A 19572-nucleotide genomic window follows, 5' to 3' on the forward strand; every position below is an offset into this window, starting at 1 on the left:
CCGGCCTCTTCGCGGGCATGCCCGCTCCCACAGGTACTGCACCGAATATTGAACTTGTGCCATCCCTGTGGGAGCGGGCGTGCCCGCGAAGAGGCCGGTACAGGAAAAATATTTTCAGGTAGCGGGTGAGGTAACAGGACGTGGCATCCGTGTAATGAGTGAAAGTGCGATTCATTCGCAATCGTCACCCTCTCACAGGTCAGCGTCCATGAAGTTCTCCCCGCGTTGCGTCCCTCTCTGGCTCGGCCTTGCTGTGCTGCCGGCCTTCGCTCTCGCCCCCCTGGCAAGCGCCGCCGAGCAGCTGCAGGCCTATGCCTTCGCCCAACCGGCCCAACCCCTGGCCCAGGCCCTCAACGCCTTCAGCCGCACCACTGGCCAGAGCGTGGTCTACACCCTCGAACTGCCAGGTGTGCAGGCCCCGGCGTTGAATGGCCGGTTCAGCGCCGAGCAGGCGCTGCAACAGCTGCTGGGCAACGCTGGCCTGGCCTGGCGCCGTGTCGACGCACGCACCCTGACCCTCGAAACCGCCGACACCTCAGGCGCCCTCAACCTGCAGGCCACCAACGTGACCTCGCAACTGGACGACTACAGCTACCAGCCCCCGGCCAGTGCTTCGATCATGCGCGGGCAGGGCCCGAACCAGGACATCCCCCAGGCCATCAACGTGGTACCGGCCCAGGTCATCCGCGACCAGGCCCCGCGCAACCTCGACGATGCCCTGGCCAACGTCAGCGGCATTACCCAGGGCAACAACTTTGGCGGCACGTCCGACACGGTGATGAAGCGCGGCTTTGGCGACAACCGCGACGGCTCGATCATGCGCGATGGCATGCCCATCGTGCAGGGGCGTAGCCTCAACGCCAGCACCGAGCGGGTCGAAGTGCTCAAGGGCCCGGCCTCGCTGCTGTACGGCATCCAGGACCCGGGCGGGGTGATCAACGTGGTCAGCAAGCGCCCGCAACTGCAGCAGTACAATGCACTGACCGTGCGCGGCTCGACCTATGGCAGCGGCAAGAATGGCAGTGGCGGCGGGCTCGACAGTACCGGTGCGCTGGGCGACAGCAAGTTCGCCTACCGCTTGATCGTCGACCATGAAGACGAAGACTACTGGCGCAATTACGGCGTGCACCGCGAATCGCTGGTGGCGCCGTCGCTGGCCTGGCTGGGCGAAGACACCCAGGTGGTACTGGCCTACGAGCACCGCGAGTTTCTCTACCCCTTCGACCGGGGCACCGCGTTCGGCAGCAATGGCCACCCGCTGAACATCCCCGCCACGCGCCGCCTGGACGAGCCGTTCAACGACATGGAAGGGCGCTCCGACCTGTATCGCCTTGAGGTCGACCATCAGCTGGCCGATGACTGGAAACTGCACTTCGGCTACAGCTTCAATCGCGAGACCTATGATGCCAGCCAGGTACGGGTGACCGGCGTCAATGAAGCCAAAGGCACGCTGACACGCAGCATCGACGGCACCCACAACGCCATGAGCCGTGACCAGTTCGCCACCCTGAGCCTGGCTGGTAATGTGGAATTGGCTGGCATGCAGAATGATCTGTTGTTCGGCGTCGACCATGAAGACCGCAAGGTGTATCGCGGCGACCTGATTCGCCAGACTGCCAGGTCCACTTTCAGCTATGTGGACCCGGTCTACGGCCAGGAAGTGGAAGGCAGCACGGTGCGTGCCAGCGACAGCGACCAGACCGACAAGCTGCGCACCGATGCACTGTTCGTGCAGGACGCGTTGCACCTGGATGACCACTGGATCCTGGTGGCCGGCGCACGTTTCCAGCAGTTCGACCAGTACGCCGGCCGCGGCCGCCCGTTCACGGCCAATACCGATAACAGCGGCCAGGCCTGGGTGCCGCATGCGGGCATCGTCTACAAGGTCGATGAGCAGCTGTCGTTCTATGGCAGTTACAGCGAGTCGTTCAAGCCCAACTCCAGCATTGCGCCGCTGACTGGGGGCGTGGTGCTGGATGCTTCCGTGGCGCCCGAGGAAGGCAAGTCGTGGGAGTTGGGCGCCAAGCTGGACGTGCCTGGTCGCCTGACCGGTACCCTGGCGCTGTTCGATATCACCAAGCGTAATGTGCTGGTCGCCAATTTCGACAGCGGGACTGGCGAGACGGTCTACAGCAACGCCGGTGAGGTCAATGCAAGAGGTGTGGAGCTTGACCTGACCGGCCAGCTCAGCGACCACTGGAGCTTGATCGGCAGCTATGCCTTTACCGATGCCAAGGTTACAAAAGACCCGGACCTTGAGGGCAACCGCTTGCAGAACGTTGCCAAACACAGTGGTTCGCTGTCGGCTGTTTACGACTTCGGCAGCCTGTTCGGTGGCGACAAGCTGCGTGTAGGGGCAGGCGCGCGTTATGTGGGTGAACGGGCGGGCAATTCGACCAACACCTTCGACCTGCCGTCGTACACCGTGGCCGATGCGTTCGCCAGCTATGAGACCAAGCTGGATGAGCACAACGTGCGTTTGCAGCTGAACGTGAAGAACCTGTTCGACAAGGTTTACTACAGCTCGGCGGTGAACCAGTACTTTGTGGCGATTGGTGATGCCCGGCAGGTGAGTTTGTCCAGCACCTTCGAATTCTAGGTATTTGGGGCTGCTTTGCAGCCCTTCGCGGCACAAGGAAACCATGGATCCCTGTAGGAGCGGCCTTGTGCCGCGAAAGGGCCGCAAAGCGGCCCCATTTCACGCGTTGAATGCCGAGCGATATTCCCCAGGTGTTGCACCAAGCGCCTGCCTGAACCGGTTACTGAAATGGCTGGCACTGGCAAACCCGCACAAAAGGGCGATCTCCCCCAGCGGCATCACGCCCAGCTGCAGCAACTGGCAGGCCCGGTGCAGTCGCCGGGCCAGCAGGTACTGGTGCGGCGGCAAGCCGAAACTGGTGCGGAACATGCGCGCAAAGTGGTACTCGGAAAGGTTGCAGCGCATGGCCAGTTCACCCAGGGTAATCGGCTGGTCCAGGTGCGCCTCGATGTAGTCGACCAGCTGCCGGCGCAGGTTTGGCGCCAGCCCGCCTTTCAAGCGCAGGCCTTGGCGTAGCCCCACCTGGCTGAGCAGCGCATGGTCGACGATCTCGTGGGCCAGGCTGCTGGCCAGCAAGCGCTCGCCGGGCTCGTCCCAGTCCAGGGTGATCAGTTGGCGAAAGCGCACGGCCTGTTGCGGGTCGTCCAGAAAGGTCGCTTCCTGCAACTGCAGTTCACGCGGTTCCCGGTCGAGCAGGCGCACACAACCCAGGGCGAACTGCGCCTCGCTGACATACAGGTGCGCCAGGCGGATTGCACCATTGACCACCCAGTTCGATTCCTGCCCGGCCGGCATCACGCACAGCTTGCCGGGCGCGCCCTTGTCGGCCGGGCGCTGGCGGCGAAAGGTGCCGGTGCCGTCGGCGATGTAGCACGACAGGGTGTGGTGGGTCGGGGCCTGGTAGTCGCGGGCATCGTCGCGGTTGCTCCACAGCGCCGCCGCCAGCCCATCGCCCAGGTGCGCGCTCAGCTCCAGCCTGGCGTGGGGCGAGGCGTGCATGGCGTTGAACACTTGCAGTTGGGTGAGTGGCGTCATGGGCGGGTCCTCTTGCCAGCCATCCTACTGCGCCTTGCATCGAGTGGCATCTACCGGCAAAGGAAAAGCGCAAGTTTGTGCAAGCGCCAGGCGCCGCACCGGGCAAACACTGGTGGCACTGGCGAGGGCTGCGCCCTCGATCGCCGGCAAGCCCGCTCCCACAGGTACAGCATCTGCCTCAACCCGGCACTGTATCTGTGGGAGCTGGCTTGCCGGCGATGGGTCGCGAAGCGGCCCCGGTGTGAATGGACGACCGCTTGAGGAGCCCCACCCATGAACCTGTCACTCTACCTGCTTACCGTCCTGATCTGGGGCACCACCTGGATCGCCTTGAAGCTCCAGCTGGGCGTTGTCGCCATCCCGGTCTCGATCGTTTATCGCTTTGCCCTGGCGGGCCTCATCCTGTTCGCCATCCTGCTGCTCACCCGTCGCCTGCAACCCATGAACCGCCGCGGCCACCAGATCTGCCTGGCCCAGGGCCTGTGCCTGTTCTGCGTCAATTTCATGTGTTTCCTTACTGCCAGCCAGTGGATTGCCAGTGGCCTGATCGCCGTGGTGTTCTCCACTGCAACCCTGTGGAACGCACTTAACGCGCGGGTGTTCTTCGGCCAGAAGATCGCCGCCAATGTGCTGGGCGGCGGTGCCCTGGGCCTGCTCGGCCTGGGTCTGCTGTTCTGGCCAGAGCTGTCCCACCATGCCGCCAGCCGCGAGACCCTGTTCGGGCTCGGCCTGGCCCTGCTCGGCACGTTGTGCTTCTCGGCGGGCAACATGCTGTCGAGCATGCAGCAGAAGGCCGGGCTCAAGCCCATGACCACCAATGCCTGGGGCATGGTCTACGGGGCTGCCATGCTGATGGTTTACTGCCTGTTCAGCGGTATTCCTTTCACCATGGAATGGAACACCCGCTACATCGCTTCGCTGATGTACCTGGTGATTCCGGGTTCGGTGATCGGCTTCACTGCCTACCTGACCCTGGTCGGGCGCATGGGGCCGGAGCGGGCAGCCTACTGCACAGTGCTGTTCCCGTTGGTGGCGTTGAATGTGTCGGCGGTGGCCGAGGGGTATCAGTGGACGGCGCCGGCCTTGTTGGGGCTGGTGGCGGTGATGGCGGGGAATGTGCTGGTGTTTCGCAAGCCTCGGGCCAAAGTGGCTGAGGGTATTTTGGTGGCTAAATAGATATCTGTTGCCTGCACCGGCCTCTTCGCGGGCTTGCCCGCTCCCACAGGTACTGCACAGGTATTGAGGGCTGTGATTTACCTGTGGGAGCGGGCAAGCCCGCGAAGAGGCCGGTACAGGCAAAGTAAGGCTATCAGCCCTTCCACACCTGCGGGTTCACCAGGTCCCGCGGCCGTTCACCCAGCAGCGCCGCACGCAGGTTTTCCATCGCGCGGTTGGCCATGGCCTCACGGGTTTCGGCAGTGGCCGAACCAATGTGCGGCAAGGTCAGCGCGTTGGGCAGCTTGAACAGCGGCGAATCGCTCAGTGGCTCTTTCTCGTACACATCCAGGCCTGCCCCACGAATGGTGCCGTTCTGCAGCGCTTCGATCAGCGCGGCTTCGTCCACCACCGGCCCGCGGGCGATGTTGATCAGGAACGCGCTTGGCTTCATCAGCTTCAGTTCACGCGCACTGATCAGCTTGCGGGTGGCGTCGGACAATGGCACCACAATGACCACGAAGTCCGCTTCGGCCAGCAACTGCTCCAGGCTGCGGAACTGCGCGCCCAGCTCTTGCTCCAGCGCGGTCTTGCGGCTGTTGCCCGCGTAGATGACCGGCATGTTGAAGCCGAACCGGCCGCGACGGGCAATGGCGGCACCGATGTTGCCCATGCCGACGATACCCAGGGTCTTGCCATGTACATCGCTGCCGAAGTGGGCCGGGCCCACGGTGGCCTGCCAGTTGCCGGCCTTGGTCCAGGCATCCAGTTCGGCAGTGCGGCGGGCGCAGCCCATGACCAGCGAGAAGCCCAGGTCGGCGGTGCTTTCGGTAAGTACGTCGGGGGTGTTGGTCAGGGCGATGCCGCGTTCGTTGAAGTAGTCCAAGTCATAGTTGTCGTAGCCGACCGACACGCTGGACACCACCTCCAGCCTGGCCGCGCCTTCAAGCTGCGCACGGCCCAGCTTGCGGCCGACACCGATCAGGCCGTGGGCCTCAGGCAGGGCTTCGTTGAACTGGGCATTGATGTCGCCCAGCTTGGGGTTGGGCAAAATCACGTTGAAGTCTTGCTGCAGGCGCTCGGCCATGGCCGGGGTGATACGGCTGAAGGCCAGGACGGTCTTTTTCATCGGGCAACTTCTCTGCAAGGCGGTGGTGGATAATGGTTAGCAACCTACCATTGTCCACCCCCGCAATGCAGCAGCTTTTTAGTTGGCGATCAGCACCTGATGGGTTTTCAGGTCCGCCTCATGGGCCGCGAGAATCTCCGGCAGCGAGTTGCGCAGGTACTCGACCCAGGTCTTGATCTTGGCATCCAGGTACTGCCGGGACGGGTAGATGGCGTACAGGTTCAGCTCTTGCAGGCGGTATTCGGGCAGTACCCGCACCAGGCTGCCATCACGCAGGCCATCGATGGCCGAATAGATCGGCAGCACACCTACGCCCATGCCGCTGCGGATTGCAGTCTTCATGGCATCGGCGGTATTGACCATGAACGGCGAGCTGGTGATGTTGACCATCTCCTGGCCTTCCGGCCCGTCGAACAGCCATTTTTCCAGCGGTATCACTGGGCTGACCATGCGCAGGCAGGCGTGCTTGAGCAGGTCGACGGGCTTGTGCGCCACCCCGTGGCGGGCGATGTAGTCGGGCGAGGCGCAGACGATGCTGTAGGTGATGCCCAGGCGCTGGGACACGAACCCCGAGTCGGGCAGTTCGGTGGCCAGCACGATGGACACGTCATAGCCCTCGTCGAGCAGGTCAGGCACGCGGTTGGCCATGGTCAGGTCGAAGGTCACGTCCGGGTGCGATTCACGGTAGCGGGCGATTGCATCGACCACGAAATGCTGGCCGACCCCGGTCATCGAGTGCACCTTCAACTGCCCGGCGGGGCGGGCATGGGCATCGCTGGCTTCGGCTTCCGCTTCTTCCACATAGGTAAGAATCTGCTCGCAGCGCATCAGGTAGCGCTTGCCGGCCTCGGTCAGCGCAATGCGGCGGGTGGTACGGTTGAGCAGCCTTGTTTGCAGATGGGCTTCCAGGTTGGAGACCGCCCGCGACACGTTCGCGGTGGTCGTATCCAGTTGCGCGGCAGCAGCGGTAAAGCTGCCAAGCTGGGCTACGCAACTGAAAGCACGCATGTTTTGCAGGGTGTCCATGGGTCACTCTCGATGTAGAGGACAAAATTGTGTCACGAAGTAACGCAGAAAAGCTGAAAAGTTGCCTTCGACCAAAGGCGGATTATCGCTGTTTTGGTAACAAAGATTCGCAGGAATCTGCGCTTATCGCCAGTGCTGCCGCCCCCTAGAATTGCCCAGCCCCCTTCACCTCTTCCTCGGGAAATCGCAGCTGTGCCGCGTCGCATCATCAGAACGCTCAATGCGTTCAGTGCCTGTGCCCTTGCCCTCACCTTGAGTGGCTGTATCGGAACCTGGGGCATCGCCCCGCAAAGCAAGACGCTGCAAGCCAATACCCTGACCACCGACGCGGCCATACGCGAAGCCGCGACTGACGCCCATTGGCCCGACCAGCAGTGGTGGCACGCCTATGGCGACCCGCAGCTGGATCGCTGGATTACCCTGGCCGTGGCCGGCAGCCCGAGCCTGGCCATGGCCGCAGCGCGGGTACGTGAGGCCAAGGCCATGGCTGGCGTGGTCGAGTCGGCGGAAAAGCTCCAGGGCAACGGCCAGGTCACGCTCAAACGCCACAACTGGCCTGAAGACCAGTTCTACGGCCCGGGCGCGCTGTCGGGCGCCAACACCTGGGACAACAACGCCGCCATCGGCTTCAGCTACGCCCTCGACCTGTGGGGGCGCGAGCGCAATGCCAGCGAGCAGGCTGTGGACCAGGCGCACATGAGCGTGGCCGAAGCCCGCCAGGCGCAGCTGGAGCTGCAGAACAACGTGGTGCGCGCCTATATCCAGCTGAGCCTGCATTTTGCCCAGCGCGATATCGTCGAGGCCGAACTGCAACAGCAGGAACAGATCCTGGTCCTGGCCAAGCGCCGCCTGGATGCCGGCATCGGCACTCATTTCGAAGTCAGCCAGGCCGAAGCGCCGCTGCCGGAAACCCACCGCCAGCTCGACAGCTTGAACGAAGAAATTGCCCTGACCCGCAACCAGCTGGCCGCACTGGCCGGCAAGGGCCCGGGGGAAGGTGCGCAGTTGCAGCGCCCGGCCCTGGCCTTGGCCGCGCCGCTGAAGCTGCCATCGAACCTGCCTGCCGAGCTGGTTGGCCAGCGCCCCGATGTGGTCGCCAGCCGCTGGCAGGTGGCTGCCCAGGCGCGTGGCATCGACGTCGCCCACGCCGGCTTCTTCCCCAACGTCGACCTGGTCGGCAGCCTGGGCTTCATGGCCACCGGCGGTGGCCCGCTGGAATTCCTGACCGGGCGCAAATTCAACTACAACGTCGGCCCGGCCATCAGCTTGCCGATCTTTGACGGTGGTCGCCTGCGCTCAGAACTGGGCGTGGCCGCGGCGGGGTATGACGTGGCTGTGGCCCGTTACAACCAGACCGTGGTGGGGGCACTGAAGAACATCTCCGACCAGTTGATACGCCGCGAGTCGATGAAAGAGCAGTCGCACTTCGCTGCCGAGTCGGTTGCTGCCGCGCAGAAAACCTATGACATCGCCATGGTTGCCTTTCAGCGCGGCCTTACCGATTACCTGAACGTGCTCAACGCGCAGACCTTGCTGTTCCGCCAGCAGCAGGTGCAGCAACAGGTGCAGGCCGCCCGGCTGACTGCCCACGCCGAGCTGGTCACCGCCCTGGGTGGTGGCCTGCAGGCCGGCCAGGATGCGCCGAAAGAGGAACGCCAGGCAGCACCAAAAACCCCGGCCACCCTGGCCATTTTCGACAAGAAGCCGGATAACGCCGAATGAGCCATTCCAGTCTGCCCGTGCGCTGGCTGCAAAGCCTGGAATGGCGCCGGGGCTTCTTTGCCTGGGCGCGCACCGACGGCGTGACCTGGGTGTACATCTTCAAGGTGCTGGCCGCCGCGTTCATCACCCTGTGGCTGGCCATGCGCCTGGAGCTGCCGCAACCGCGCACGGCGATGATCACCGTGTTCATCGTCATGCAGCCGCAAAGCGGGCATGTGTTCGCCAAGAGCTTCTACCGGGTGCTCGGCACCCTGGCCGGTTCGGCGATGATGGTGGCGCTGATCGCCATCTTCCCGCAGAACACCGAACTGTTCCTGCCCAGCCTGGCCCTGTGGGTGGGCCTGTGCTCGGCCGGCGCCATGCGCTACCGCACCTTCCGCGCCTATGGCTTCGTGCTGGCCGGTTATACCGCTGCGATGATCGGCCTGCCGGTGCTGCAGCACCCCGACCAGGCATTCATGGCGGCGGTATGGCGGGTGCTGGAGATTGCCCTGGGGATTCTGGTGTCGACCTTCGTCAGTGCCGCAATCCTGCCGCAGTCGGCCAGTGCCGCCATGCGCAACGCGCTGTACCAGCGCTTTGGCGTGTTTGCCGGGGTGGTGGTGGAGGCGCTGCGTGGCGATAGCCAGAAGGACCGGTTCGAGAGCAGCAACGTGCGCTTCGTTGCCGAGGCCGTGGGCCTTGAAAGCCTGCGCAACGTCACGGCCTTCGAAGACCCGCACATGCGCCGTCGCAGTGGCCGGCTGGTACGGATGAACAGCGAGTTCATGGCCATCACCACACGCTTCAATGCCCTGCATCGCCTGCTCGAACGCCTGCGCGCCCGCGGCCCGCTGCAGATCGTCAGTGCCATCGAACCGGGCCTGAACACCCTGGTGGAGCTGCTGCAGCCTTACGTGGGCCGGGCGTTGACCGACGCCGATGCACTGCGCCTGACCCTGGAGCTGGCGGCCTACAAGGAAGGCCTGCAAGCCCAGGTGCGCGGCCTGCGCGCCGAGTACCTGGCAACCGACCCCAGCGAATCCGACCTGCTCGACTTCCACACCGCGTTCGAGCTGCTGTACCGCTTCGTCGACGAGATGTACAGCTACGCCGAAACCCACGCCTCGCTGGCTGCGCACAAGCACGAGCGCGAGCAGTGGGACGAGCCCTACGTGGCGCAGACCAGCTGGCTGGTGTCGCTGGCTGCGGGTATCCGCGCCTCGGCGGTGCTGTTGCTGCTGGGCAGCTACTGGCTGCTCAGTGACTGGCCCAGTGGCGCCATGATGACCCTGATCGCCACCGTCACCGTGGGCCTCTCGGCGGCCTCGCCGAACCCCAAGCGCATGTCGTTCCAGATGGCCTGCGGCACCGCCATCGGCGCTTTTATCGGCTTTTTCGAAACCTTCTTCGTGTTCCCCTGGATCGACGGCTTCCCGCTGCTGTGCATGGTGCTGGCGCCGGTGTTCGTGCTGGGTGCGTTTCTCTCGTCACGCCCGGCCTACGCCGGCTACGGCATCGGCCTGCTGGTGTTCTTCGCGATTGGCTCGGTGCCGAACAACCTCACCGTGTATGACCCGTACACCTTCATCAATGACTACATCGGCATGGTCATCGGCATGTTTGTCTGCGCCGCCGCCGGGGCGATCATCCTGCCGCCCAACAGCCGCTGGTTGTGGAGCCGCCTGGAGCAAGAGCTGCGCGAGCAGGTGCTGTTTGCCATCAGCGGGCGCCTGCGGGGCATCGGCACGGCGTTCGAAAGCCGCACCCGCGACCTGTTGCACCAGGCCTATGGCCTGGCGGCCGGCAAGCCGCAGGTGCAGAGCCAGCTGATGGGCTGGATGTTCACCGTGCTGGAAATCGGCCACGCCGTGATCGAGCTGCGCAAGGAACAAGCCCGCGCACCGGTGCACCCGGCCTACGCCGAGTCGCAGCCGTGGCGCCAGGCCATCCGCGTCATGGGCCGTGCCCTGACGCGGTTGTTCTTGCAGCCCAGTGCCAGCAACCACGAACGCGCCCTGGTCGCCGTGGACCATGCCATTGCCCGCGTGCAGGCCACCGACGAGCCGTTCGCCCGGCACTTCGACACCTCGGTACTGCGCCGCGCGCAAAGCTACCTGCACTTCATCCGTTCCTCCTTGCTCGACCCACAGTCGCCGTTGGCACCGGCGAAAGGATTGCACCATGCCCCGTGAGATCGCCTTCCATGGCGTGTACATGCCCACCATGACCTTGATGTTCCTGTTCGCCCTGGGCCTGGCCTGGGGCCTGGACCGGTTCATTGCCAGCCATGATGGCTACCGCTTCTTCTGGCACCCGGCGCTGTTGCGCCTGAGCCTGTTCGTCTGCCTGTTCGGCGCCATGGCGCTGACTGTCTACTGGTGAGAATCCTTCGATGAAAAAGTTCTTCAGCCTGATCGCCACCCTGCTGGTGCTGGTCGCTGCCGTGGCCATCGGTCGCCAGCTGTGGCTGCACTACATGACCACGCCATGGACCCGCGACGGCCGCGTGCGCGCCGACATCATCAACGTCGCCGCCGACGTGCCCGGCTACGTGGTGGACGTACCGGTCAAGGACAACCAGCGGGTGAAGAAGGGTGACCTGCTGATCCAGATCGACCCTGAGCACTACCAGTTGGCGGTCGACCAGGCCAAGGCCATGGTGGCCTCGCGCAAGGCCACCTGGGAAATGCGCAAGGTCAACGCCAAGCGCCGTGCCGACATGGACAACCTGGTGATCTCCAAGGAAAACCGCGACGACGCCAGCAACATCGCCAACTCCGCCCAGGCCGATTACCAGCAAGCCCTTGCTGAACTGGCGGCAGCCGAGCTGAACCTCAAGCGCACGCATATCGTCGCCACGGTGGATGGCTACGTGACCAACCTGAATATCCACAAGGGCGACTACGCGCGTACGGGTGAGGCGGTGATGGCGGTGGTCGACGAAAATTCGTTCTGGGTCTACGGGTTCTTCGAGGAAACCAAGCTGCCCCACGTGAAGGTGGGTGACCAGGCTGAGTTGCAGATGATGAGCGGCGAGCGCATCAAAGGGCATGTGGAGAGCATCGCCCGCGGCATCTACGACCGCGACAACCCACAAAGCCGCGAGCTGATTGCCGATGTGAACCCGACGTTCAACTGGGTGCGGTTGGCGCAGCGGGTGCCGGTGCGGATTCACATCGATGAAGTGCCGGAAGGGTTTTTGTTGGCGGCGGGGACGACGTGTACGGTGGTAGTCAAGCCTGGCGAAGGTTGACCTTCGCAACCATCCCGGCCTCCCGCATCATCTGTGGGAGCCCTGCAGAGGCATGCGTATTAGCCAGTCGGCTCAATCTGCGGCAGCCTCTTGCAGCAACTGGTCCCAATCGTCCGGTGGGTGGCCGCTATGCAACATCTTTTGAAAGACCTTGTAAGCATCGTCGCTACTTTCGTAGGCCCGCTTGCTCGACTCGTCATTGACCCAGGCCAGCACGATGATCCTGCTGGGGGTGTGGTAGCGGAAGAATAACCGGTACTGCTGGAAGAACTTTGCTCTGAACCAGTGCTTGTGGTCACCGCCAAGTGTTGCCCCTTGCCGGTATTCGGGTTTGGTCGGGTCTTGAGGGATTACATCGAACGCCAACCGCCGGATGGCGGCCAGCCTTTTAAAGGCATTTCTTTTCGTATAACCCGTTGGGTCTTTGTGCCGTTGAGCCTCGACTTGAGCGCTTAGCGCGTCCAGTTTGGCCAGGAACAGCGGGTGGGCAATTACAGTCCATCCATGAATAACCAGAGGCTTCCTGCTCGTATCACTCATTCATCGTCCGCCGACAGAGGTTGATCCAGGTCGACCTCCGCGTCGCCGACAAGCTTGTCGAGGCGCGCGATGAGGCCAGCATCGACAACCTGCAGCCGTTGAGGGTTGGTAGCGATATCGTGTGCCAGGAAATCCAGAAATTTGCCCAGTACCGGATCGTCCTCGGTTGCCTCTGCGCGGGTGAGTATCACCCCGCCGTCGGGGCGAATCGAGTAATGGATCTTGTCACGTTTTTTCAAGCCCAAGGCGCGCCGCACCGTTTCGGGAACAGTGGTTTGATAGCGATCGGTCAGCGTGGACTCGACGTCGAAGGTGGCAGCCATGGGTAATGTCCTGTGGGTGACAGCGATACAGCGCAAGGTAATGCGATTGCATTGCCTCGTCAATGCAGGTGCATTACCAGGGTGATGAGCGGTCAGGCAGAGCCCACCAACACTGGCATGTCTACCCGGTCAATTACCTTCGCGCTGATTGACGGGTCCAGCAACCGCCCCAACCGCGACAGGTGGCGGTGGCCCATGACGATCAGTTCGCAGTTCAATGCCTGCGCTTTGGCCACAATCGCTTCAACCGGCTGGCCGGCCACCATGCAGCCCTGGCTGGTGAAGCCGGCTTGCTGCAGCTCGCGCACGGCCTCGGCTACGGCGTGGTCGGCATGCTGCTGTTCCTCGCACGCGGCGGGGTATTCTTCCAGTTCCTCGGCGGTGTAGGGCGCAGGTTGCTCATGCACGGCGAAGGTGGAGTCGATGGCCAGCAGCACGTGCAGTTCGTGTTCGCCGGGGCGGCAGTAGCGGCGGGCGAGGGTGAGCAGGGTGCTGGAAGCGGGGGAGGCGTCGATGGCGATCAGGATGGGGCTGGGCATTGGAGATCCTTGTACAAGGCTGGCTGAATGGGTGCCTGTTCTAGCCTCTTCGCGGGTAAACCCGCTCCCACAGGTACTCCACAGTATTTCAAACCTGCGCAGTCCATGTGGGAGCGGGTTTACCCGCCAAGAGGGCGAACCTGCCATGCCACATTCTTGGCTCAGTCCACTCAGTGAATAAATGCCCCACCACGCAAGAGCGCATTGCGTCTGATGCAATCCACCAACCTGCTACCATCGCGTTTCCCACAGCTGTAACGGAAAACGGCCATGCAACTCCCGGACATGAACCTGCTCGTCGCCCTCGATGCCCTGCTCGACGAGGGCAGCGTGGTGGGCGCTGCGCAGCGCATGAACCTGAGCCCGGCGGCCATGAGCCGGACCTTGGGGCGTATCCGCGATGCCTTGGGCGACCCGATCCTGGTGCGCGCCGGCCGTGGCCTGGTGCCGACGCCGCGCGCGTTGGCCCTGCGCGAGCAGGTGCATGGCCTGGTAGAGCAGGCCGGGCAGGTGTTTCGCAGCCGTGACGATGTCGACCTGGTCAACCTGGACCGTGCCTTCAACATCCGCACCAATGATTTGTTCATTGCCCTCTACGGCGCCCAGCTGTTGCGCATGATGCTGGCCCAGGCGCCGCGTACGGTGTTGCGGTTTGTGCCGGAGGGCAGTGGTGACGATGATGCAGTGCTGCGCAACGGGCATATCGACCTGATCATCAGCTCGGCCATTGAGCTGGGCCCGGAAATCAAGGTGCAGAGCCTGTTCAACACCTACTTCGTGGGCCTGGCGCGTGTTGGGCACCCGATCTTCGACGCCCCGATCACCCCTGAGCGTTTTGCCGCCTACCCGCAGATCAGTGTATCGCGGCGCGGCCGTGCCAACGGGCCGATCGATGTGGCGTTGGCCAACCACAAGGTGGAGCGGCGTGTGGCCTTGATCACCACCAGCTTCCACTCGGCGATGTTCTCGCTGCCGGATTCGGACCTGATCCTGCCGATACCCGCCAATATCCTCAACAGTGTGCAGCGGTTGAAGTTGCCATTGCGCTCGTTCGAGATCCCGGTGCCGTTGGAGAAGGTCAATGTGATGCAGGCGTGGCACCCGCGCTTCGACAACGACCCCGCGCACCGTTGGTTGCGCCAGACGTTGAAAGCGTGTGGCCGCATAGATCCGTGATTCAGGCATGGATTGCGTCTGACGCAATATAAAACTACCGACAAGTCAGTTTTCGTCAGCATTCGACCTTCTTAAACTTGCCCCAGCCCTGAAATTGTTGCTGGAGATGTATTCCCATGAGTTCCCTGACCGCGCCCTCCGCGGCGCTGGCCGCCGCCCCCGCGCCGGCCGCACCTGCGCAGACCGCGTTTGGCCTGCAGGTGGTGGTCGGGCTGTTCGGTGTGTTGCTGGCCGTGCTGTGTGCAGGCCTCAACGAGTCGGTCACCAAGATTTCCCTTGCCGATATCCGCGGTGCCATGGGCATCGGTGCCGACGAGGGTGCCTGGCTGCTGGCCGTGTACAGCGCCGCGTCGGTCTCGGCCATGGCCTTTGCGCCGTGGCTGGCCACCACCTTCTCGCTGCGGCGCTTCACCATGAGCGCCATCGCCCTGTTCGCCGTGCTCGGCCTGTTGCAACCGTTCGCCCCCAACCTGCACAGCCTGATGTTGCTGCGTGTGCTGCAAGGCTTTGCCTCGGGTGCCCTGCCGCCGATGCTGATGAGCGTGGCCCTGCGCTTTTTGCCGCCCGGTATCAAGGTCTATGGTCTGGCCTGCTACGCCCTGACTGCCACTTTCGGCCCCAACCTCGGCACGCCACTGGCGGGGCTGTGGACCGAATACGTCGGCTGGCAATGGGCGTTCTGGCAGATCGTCCTGCCTTCGGCGCTGGCCATGCTCTGCGTCGGTTGGGGCCTGCCCCAGGACCCGCTGCGCCTGGAGCGCTTCAAACAGTTCGACTGGCGTGGCGTGCTGCTCGGCCTGCCGGCCATCAGCTGCATTGTGCTGGGCCTGTCGCTGGGCGACCGCTGGGGCTGGTTCGACTCGCCGCTGATCTGCTGGCTGCTGGGTGGTGGCCTGCTGTTGCTGGCGCTGTTCATGTACAACGAGTGGTCCGAGCCGTTGCCGTTCTTCCAGTTGCGCATGCTGCAGCGGCGCAACCTGAGTTTTGCCTTGGTGACCCTGGCCGGTGTGCTGATCGTGCTGTCGGGTGTGGGCAGCATCCCCTCGGCCTACCTGGCACAGATCCAGGGTTACCGCCCGGCGCAGACCAGCCCGCTGATGATGCTGGTGGCCATGCCGCAGTTGATCGCCCTGCCGCTGACCGCGGCGCTGTGCAACATCCGCGCGGTGGACTGTCGCTGGGTGCTGGGCATTGGCCTGGCGATGCTGGCGGTGTCCTGTGTCGGCAGCAGCCTGCTGACCAGCGAGTGGATCCGTGGCGACTTCTACCCGTTCTACCTGCTGCAGGTGTTCGGCCAGCCGATGGCGGTGCTGCCGTTGCTGATGCTGTCCACCAACGGCATGACCCCGCAGGAAGGCCCGTTCGCCTCCAGCTGGTTCAACACCGTGAAAGGCCTGGCTGCAGTGATCGCCGGTGGCCTGCTGGACGCCCTTGGCACCCTGCGCCGGCACTTCCATTCCAACCACCTGGTGGACAGCCTGGGCAACGCCCCGCTGGTCGACGACAGCGCTGCGGGCCTGGCCAAGCGCATCCACGACCAGGCGCTGGTACTGACCTCGGCCGACCTCTACCTGGTCATGGCCTGCATCGCCGTGGCCCTGATCTGCCTGATTCCTTTCGTGCCTACCCGGGTCTATCCGCCGCGTGCGGTGGCCTGAACCCTGGATGAATTCGAGAACACCTGAAATGACCAACAACCGCAAAACCCTGTTCATTGGCTCGGTGCTGGCCGTGGCCGTGCTGGCTGGCATCGTCGGCCCCTGGATGTTTGGCAGCGACCATCGCCAGAGCACCAACGACGCCTATGTGATCGCCGACTACACCGTGGTCGCGCCCAAGGTGGCTGGCTTTATCAAGGAAGTGCTGGTGGAGGACAACCAGCAGGTTACGGCCGGCCAGTTGCTGGCGACCATCGACCCCCGCGATTACCAGGCCGCCCTGGACGCCGCACAGGCGCAGTTGCTGGTGGCTCAGGCGCAAAGCGCCGATGCCCGCGCCACCCTTGAGCGCCAGGCATCGTTGATTGCCCAGGCCGAGGCTGCTGTCAAAGCCGCCCAGGCCGAAGCGGCGTTCGCCGACCACGAGGTCAACCGCTACAGCCGCCTGGCCGAGCAGGGCGCCGGTACCGTGCAGAACGCCCAGCAGGCGCGCAGTGGTGTAGACCAGGCACGCGCACGCCTGGCCAATGCTCAGGCGGCGTTAGTGGCCACGCGCAAGCAGGTGGATATTCTGACCGCCCAGGTGGCCAGTGCCGATGGCCAGCTGAAACGGGCCGAAGCGGGCGTGGAAAAGGCCCAGCTCGACCTGTCCTACACACGCATTACTGCGCCGGTGGACGGCATGGTCGGCGAGCGCGCACTGCGCATAGGTGCCTACGTCAACCCGGGTGCCCGCCTGCTGTCGGTGGTGCCGTTGCAACAGGCCTATGTGGTCGGCAACTTCCAGGAAACCCAGCTGACCCACGTGCAGCCTGGCCAGCCCGTCAGTATCAGCGTCGACACCTTCTCCGGCGAGAAGCTGCAAGGCCATGTGGAAAGCATCGCCCCGGCCACCGGCGTCACCTTCGCCGCCGTCAAACCGGACAACGCCACTGGCAACTTCACCAAGGTGGTGCAGCGCATTCCGGTGAAGATTGTCTTCGATGACGGCCAGCCGCTGCTCACCCGCCTGCGTGTGGGCATGTCGGTAGAAGCGACCATCGATACCCGTGGCGACAAGCTGGACGGCAAAGAGGTAAGCGCACGATGAAACCGGCATTACGCTTGAGCCCGTTGCTGCTGGCCGCGTTGCTGGCCGGCTGCACCATGGGCCCGGACTTCTTGCGCCCCGACAGCCAGGCACCGCAGCAGTGGGCGCCGCTGCAAGGCGAGGCGGCGGCCAGCCAGCCGCAGGCCGAACCGCTGGAACTGCGCTGGTGGGAAACCTTCCATGACGCACAGCTCAGTGCCTTGATCCAGCGCGTTGCCGAGCGCAACCTCGACCTGCAGATGGCCAGCGCCCGCTTGCTGCAAAGCCGCGCCCTGCGCAGCACCGTGGCCGCCGATGAAGTGCCGTCGGTGGATGCAAACGCCGGCTACAGCCGTGCCCGCAACAGCGCCGAAGGCCTGAGCGATCCGTCTGGCAAGGCGGGCAAAGAGGCGTACAACCTTTGGCAAGGCGACCTGGTGGCCGGTTGGGAACTGGACTTGTGGGGCCGCGTGCGGCGCCAGGTCGAGGCTGCCGATGCCACCGTCGAAGTGGCGGAGAACGACCGCCGCGGGGTGCTGCTGGCCTTGCTCTCGGAAACCGCCGGCAATTACATCCAGCTGCGCGCGGTGCAGCACACGATTGATGTGACGCAGGACAACCTGAAGGTCGCCCGGCACAGCCTGAAGCTGTCTGAAAATCGCCAGGCCGAAGGCGTCGCCACACGCCTGGACGTGGCCCAGGCCAGCGCCCAGGTCGCGTCGATCGAGGCCCGCTTGCCAAGCCTGGAAGCCCGGCGCGACGACCTGATCAACGCCCTCAGCTTACTCGCCGCCGAGCCGCCGCGCAGCCTGCAGGCCCAATTGCTGCAGGGCGGCGAGCTGCCTGCGCCGCAGCAGCAGTTTGCCATCGGCTTGCCGTCCGAGCTGGCCGAGCGCCGCCCTGACATCCGCCAGGCCGAAGCCCGCCTGCATGCCGCCACCGCCAGCATTGGCGTGGCCAAGGCGGATTTCTACCCCAGCATCCGGCTGTCGGGCAGCGTCGGCTTCCAGGCCATGCAGCTGTCTGATTTCGGTGGCTGGGATTCGCGCCGTTTTGCCTTCGGGCCGCAGTTGTCGTTGCCGATTTTCGAGGGCGGCCGGCTCAAGGGCACCCTGGAGTTGCGCGAGGCGCAGCAGCAGGAAGCGGCGCTGAACTACCGCAAGGTGGTGCTGGGGGCCTGGCATGAGATTGACGATGTGCTGCGCCTGTACAACGCCAGCCAATTGCGCCGTGACCACCTGGCCGAAGCGGTGCGACAGAACCGCATCGCCCTGGAAACTGCCCAGCGCCAGTATGTGGAAGGGGCGGTGGACTTTCTCAATGTGCTGACGGTGCAGGGTGCATTGCTGGCCAGCGAGGAGCAGTGGATCGACAGCTCGGCGGCGGTGTCGCAGGCGTTGGTGGGGCTGTACAAAGCCTTGGGGGGCGGCTGGCAGGCGTTTGATGAGCAGCCTGCGAAGAACGCCTAAAGGCAGGGGCCGCTTTGCGGCCCATCGCCGGCAAGCCAGCTCCCACAGGTGCAGTGCAGACCTCAGGCACAGCGCTATACCTGTGGGAGCTGGCTTGCCGGCGATAGGGCCGGTACAGGTTGCCGAGATCTCAGAGCGGGCGCAGCAGGCCAAAGCGCTTGCGCAGTGCCCAATCCAGCAACCGCCGAGGCAGTAGCCGCGCCATCAGCGGCAACGCCGTACTGCCATTCCCCAACCGCACCACCCCCGGTACCGGCGACTTGCCGACTGCCGCCAACACACCCTGGGCAAACACCGCCGCCGAAGTCGGCCTGTCCTGCGAAGCCCGCGCCCGCGCCTGGACATGCTCACGCAACGGCCACCATGGCGAGTCCGCCGCCAGTACCTGCTCGGCCTGGCGCTGGGCATTATTGGCGAACTGCGTGTCAATCGCCCCCGGCTGCACTTCCATCACCCGCACACCGAACGGCGCCAGTTCCAGACGCAAGGCATCGCTCAGCGCATGCACGGCCGCTTTCGAGGCGCAGTAGGCGCCGGCGAATGGCGTGACCAGCACGCCGGAGACGCTGCCGATGTTCACCACTGTTCCCCGTGAGCGGCGCAGCAGCGGGAACAGCGCGCGGGTCACGCCGACCACGGCGAACACGTTGGTTTCGAACTGCTGGCGCAGGGCATCCACACCACCGTCCAGCAACGGCCCCATGGCGCCGTAGCCGGCGTTGTTGATCAGGATATCCAGGGTTTCGAGTTCTTCGGCCAGGCGGGCGAGGGCCTCGCTGTCGTTCACATCCAGTTGCCGGGCGGTGTAGCCGGCGGCGTTCAGCACTTCAACATCCTCTGCCTTGCGAGCAGTGGCCCAGACGTGGTGGCCGGCATCGCGAAAGGCGTCGGCGAGTGCGCGGCCGATGCCGCTGGAACAACCGGTGATCAGGACGGTGGGCATGGTTGGGGCCTGTT

17 protein-coding genes are annotated in these 19572 nt (G+C 64.3%); 10 read left to right on the forward strand and 7 right to left on the reverse strand.

Features of this window, described 5'->3' with window-relative positions:
- Positions 1-208 precede the first annotated feature (208 nt).
- A complete protein-coding gene (locus N805_RS26590; protein WP_019473284.1) occupies positions 209-2599 on the forward strand; it encodes a TonB-dependent siderophore receptor in 2391 nt (796 codons plus the stop codon).
- Positions 2600-2698: 99 nt separating this feature from the next.
- Here the strand turns inward: N805_RS26590 and N805_RS26595 are convergent, their stop codons facing one another.
- Entirely contained in the window at positions 2699-3574 is an 876-nt protein-coding gene (locus tag N805_RS26595) for a helix-turn-helix domain-containing protein (protein WP_019473283.1), read from the reverse strand.
- Between the two features lie 273 nt (positions 3575-3847).
- Here N805_RS26595 and N805_RS26600 point away from each other — a divergent pair, with 273 nt between their 5' ends.
- Entirely contained in the window at positions 3848-4750 is a 903-nt protein-coding gene (locus tag N805_RS26600) for a DMT family transporter (RefSeq protein ID WP_019473282.1), read from the forward strand.
- Between the two features lie 133 nt (positions 4751-4883).
- On the opposite strand, the gene N805_RS26605 is transcribed toward N805_RS26600, so the two are convergent.
- Positions 4884-5858 carry a 2-hydroxyacid dehydrogenase gene (locus N805_RS26605; protein ID WP_019473281.1) on the reverse strand — a complete coding sequence of 325 codons (975 nt, stop codon included), beginning with the start codon at positions 5856-5858 and terminating at the stop codon, positions 4884-4886.
- Between the two features lie 78 nt (positions 5859-5936).
- Positions 5937-6884 carry a LysR family transcriptional regulator gene (locus N805_RS26610; protein ID WP_019473280.1) on the reverse strand — a complete coding sequence of 316 codons (948 nt, stop codon included), beginning with the start codon at positions 6882-6884 and terminating at the stop codon, positions 5937-5939.
- Positions 6885-7076: 192 nt separating this feature from the next.
- Between N805_RS26610 and N805_RS26615 the strand changes: the two genes are divergently transcribed.
- Genes N805_RS26615 through N805_RS26630 form a run of 4 tightly spaced genes read left to right on the forward strand, consistent with a single transcriptional unit; the run spans position 7077 to position 11841 of the window.
- Positions 7077-8606, forward strand: a complete 1530-nt coding sequence (locus N805_RS26615; protein ID WP_019473279.1) for an efflux transporter outer membrane subunit — start codon at positions 7077-7079, stop codon at positions 8604-8606.
- Positions 8603-10780 (forward strand): FUSC family protein, encoded by a 2178-nt coding sequence (locus N805_RS26620; protein WP_019473278.1) that lies wholly within the window; start codon positions 8603-8605, stop codon positions 10778-10780. Before N805_RS26615 ends, N805_RS26620 begins: the two co-directional genes overlap by 4 nt.
- On the forward strand, positions 10770-10970 hold the full coding sequence (locus N805_RS26625; protein ID WP_009685040.1) for a DUF1656 domain-containing protein: 201 nt from the start codon (positions 10770-10772) through the stop codon (positions 10968-10970). Before N805_RS26620 ends, N805_RS26625 begins: the two co-directional genes overlap by 11 nt.
- Before the next feature lie 10 nt (positions 10971-10980).
- A complete protein-coding gene (locus tag N805_RS26630) occupies positions 10981-11841 on the forward strand; it encodes an HlyD family secretion protein (RefSeq protein ID WP_019473277.1) in 861 nt (286 codons plus the stop codon).
- A 72-nt stretch (positions 11842-11913) separates the two neighbouring features.
- On the opposite strand, the gene N805_RS26635 is transcribed toward N805_RS26630, so the two are convergent.
- The 3 genes from N805_RS26635 to N805_RS26645 all read right to left on the reverse strand — a co-directional run bounded on the left by N805_RS26635 (position 11914) and on the right by N805_RS26645 (position 13243).
- Positions 11914-12381: a type II toxin-antitoxin system YhaV family toxin gene (locus N805_RS26635; protein ID WP_019473276.1), complete on the reverse strand. Its 468-nt coding sequence runs from the start codon at positions 12379-12381 to the stop codon at positions 11914-11916.
- Positions 12378-12704: a type II toxin-antitoxin system PrlF family antitoxin gene (locus tag N805_RS26640; protein ID WP_014859917.1), complete on the reverse strand. Its 327-nt coding sequence runs from the start codon at positions 12702-12704 to the stop codon at positions 12378-12380. Before N805_RS26640 ends, N805_RS26635 begins: the two co-directional genes overlap by 4 nt.
- Before the next feature lie 92 nt (positions 12705-12796).
- Complete coding sequence (locus N805_RS26645) at positions 12797-13243, reverse strand: universal stress protein (protein ID WP_019473275.1); 447 nt, start codon at positions 13241-13243, stop codon at positions 12797-12799.
- Positions 13244-13513: 270 nt separating this feature from the next.
- Between N805_RS26645 and N805_RS26650 the strand changes: the two genes are divergently transcribed.
- From N805_RS26650 to N805_RS26665, 4 genes are all read left to right on the forward strand, one after another.
- Complete coding sequence (locus N805_RS26650) at positions 13514-14419, forward strand: LysR family transcriptional regulator (protein WP_016497993.1); 906 nt, start codon at positions 13514-13516, stop codon at positions 14417-14419.
- Between the two features lie 116 nt (positions 14420-14535).
- Positions 14536-16077: an MFS transporter gene (locus N805_RS26655; protein WP_019473274.1), complete on the forward strand. Its 1542-nt coding sequence runs from the start codon at positions 14536-14538 to the stop codon at positions 16075-16077.
- A gap of 28 nt (positions 16078-16105) precedes the next feature.
- Entirely contained in the window at positions 16106-17167 is a 1062-nt protein-coding gene (locus tag N805_RS26660; RefSeq protein WP_019473273.1) for an HlyD family secretion protein, read from the forward strand.
- Entirely contained in the window at positions 17164-18615 is a 1452-nt protein-coding gene (locus tag N805_RS26665; RefSeq protein WP_019473272.1) for an efflux transporter outer membrane subunit, read from the forward strand. Before N805_RS26660 ends, N805_RS26665 begins: the two co-directional genes overlap by 4 nt.
- A gap of 130 nt (positions 18616-18745) precedes the next feature.
- On the opposite strand, the gene N805_RS26670 is transcribed toward N805_RS26665, so the two are convergent.
- Entirely contained in the window at positions 18746-19558 is an 813-nt protein-coding gene (locus N805_RS26670; RefSeq protein WP_019470589.1) for an SDR family oxidoreductase, read from the reverse strand.
- Positions 19559-19572: the final 14 nt, after the last annotated feature.

The sequence above is a fragment of the Pseudomonas putida S13.1.2 genome, assembly GCF_000498395.2.
Taxonomy (GTDB): domain Bacteria; phylum Pseudomonadota; class Gammaproteobacteria; order Pseudomonadales; family Pseudomonadaceae; genus Aquipseudomonas; species Aquipseudomonas putida_Q.

What these genes read in the sequence shown, in the direction of transcription:
- N805_RS26650 (WP_016497993.1), top strand. Translation starts at nt 13,514, where the DNA reads ATGCAACTCCCGGACATGAACCTGCTCGTCGCCCTCGATGCCCTGCTC.
- N805_RS26670 (WP_019470589.1), bottom strand. Translation starts at nt 19,558, where the DNA reads ATGCCCACCGTCCTGATCACCGGTTGTTCCAGCGGCATCGGCCGCGCA.
- N805_RS26600 (WP_019473282.1), top strand. Translation starts at nt 3,848, where the DNA reads ATGAACCTGTCACTCTACCTGCTTACCGTCCTGATCTGGGGCACCACC.
- N805_RS26660 (WP_019473273.1), top strand. Translation starts at nt 16,106, where the DNA reads ATGACCAACAACCGCAAAACCCTGTTCATTGGCTCGGTGCTGGCCGTG.
- N805_RS26640 (WP_014859917.1), bottom strand. Translation starts at nt 12,704, where the DNA reads ATGGCTGCCACCTTCGACGTCGAGTCCACGCTGACCGATCGCTATCAA.
- N805_RS26625 (WP_009685040.1), top strand. Translation starts at nt 10,770, where the DNA reads ATGCCCCGTGAGATCGCCTTCCATGGCGTGTACATGCCCACCATGACC.
- N805_RS26655 (WP_019473274.1), top strand. Translation starts at nt 14,536, where the DNA reads ATGAGTTCCCTGACCGCGCCCTCCGCGGCGCTGGCCGCCGCCCCCGCG.
- N805_RS26630 (WP_019473277.1), top strand. Translation starts at nt 10,981, where the DNA reads ATGAAAAAGTTCTTCAGCCTGATCGCCACCCTGCTGGTGCTGGTCGCT.
- N805_RS26605 (WP_019473281.1), bottom strand. Translation starts at nt 5,858, where the DNA reads ATGAAAAAGACCGTCCTGGCCTTCAGCCGTATCACCCCGGCCATGGCC.
- N805_RS26665 (WP_019473272.1), top strand. Translation starts at nt 17,164, where the DNA reads ATGAAACCGGCATTACGCTTGAGCCCGTTGCTGCTGGCCGCGTTGCTG.
- N805_RS26620 (WP_019473278.1), top strand. Translation starts at nt 8,603, where the DNA reads ATGAGCCATTCCAGTCTGCCCGTGCGCTGGCTGCAAAGCCTGGAATGG.
- N805_RS26635 (WP_019473276.1), bottom strand. Translation starts at nt 12,381, where the DNA reads ATGAGTGATACGAGCAGGAAGCCTCTGGTTATTCATGGATGGACTGTA.
- N805_RS26590 (WP_019473284.1), top strand. Translation starts at nt 209, where the DNA reads ATGAAGTTCTCCCCGCGTTGCGTCCCTCTCTGGCTCGGCCTTGCTGTG.
- N805_RS26610 (WP_019473280.1), bottom strand. Translation starts at nt 6,884, where the DNA reads ATGGACACCCTGCAAAACATGCGTGCTTTCAGTTGCGTAGCCCAGCTT.
- N805_RS26645 (WP_019473275.1), bottom strand. Translation starts at nt 13,243, where the DNA reads ATGCCCAGCCCCATCCTGATCGCCATCGACGCCTCCCCCGCTTCCAGC.
- N805_RS26595 (WP_019473283.1), bottom strand. Translation starts at nt 3,574, where the DNA reads ATGACGCCACTCACCCAACTGCAAGTGTTCAACGCCATGCACGCCTCG.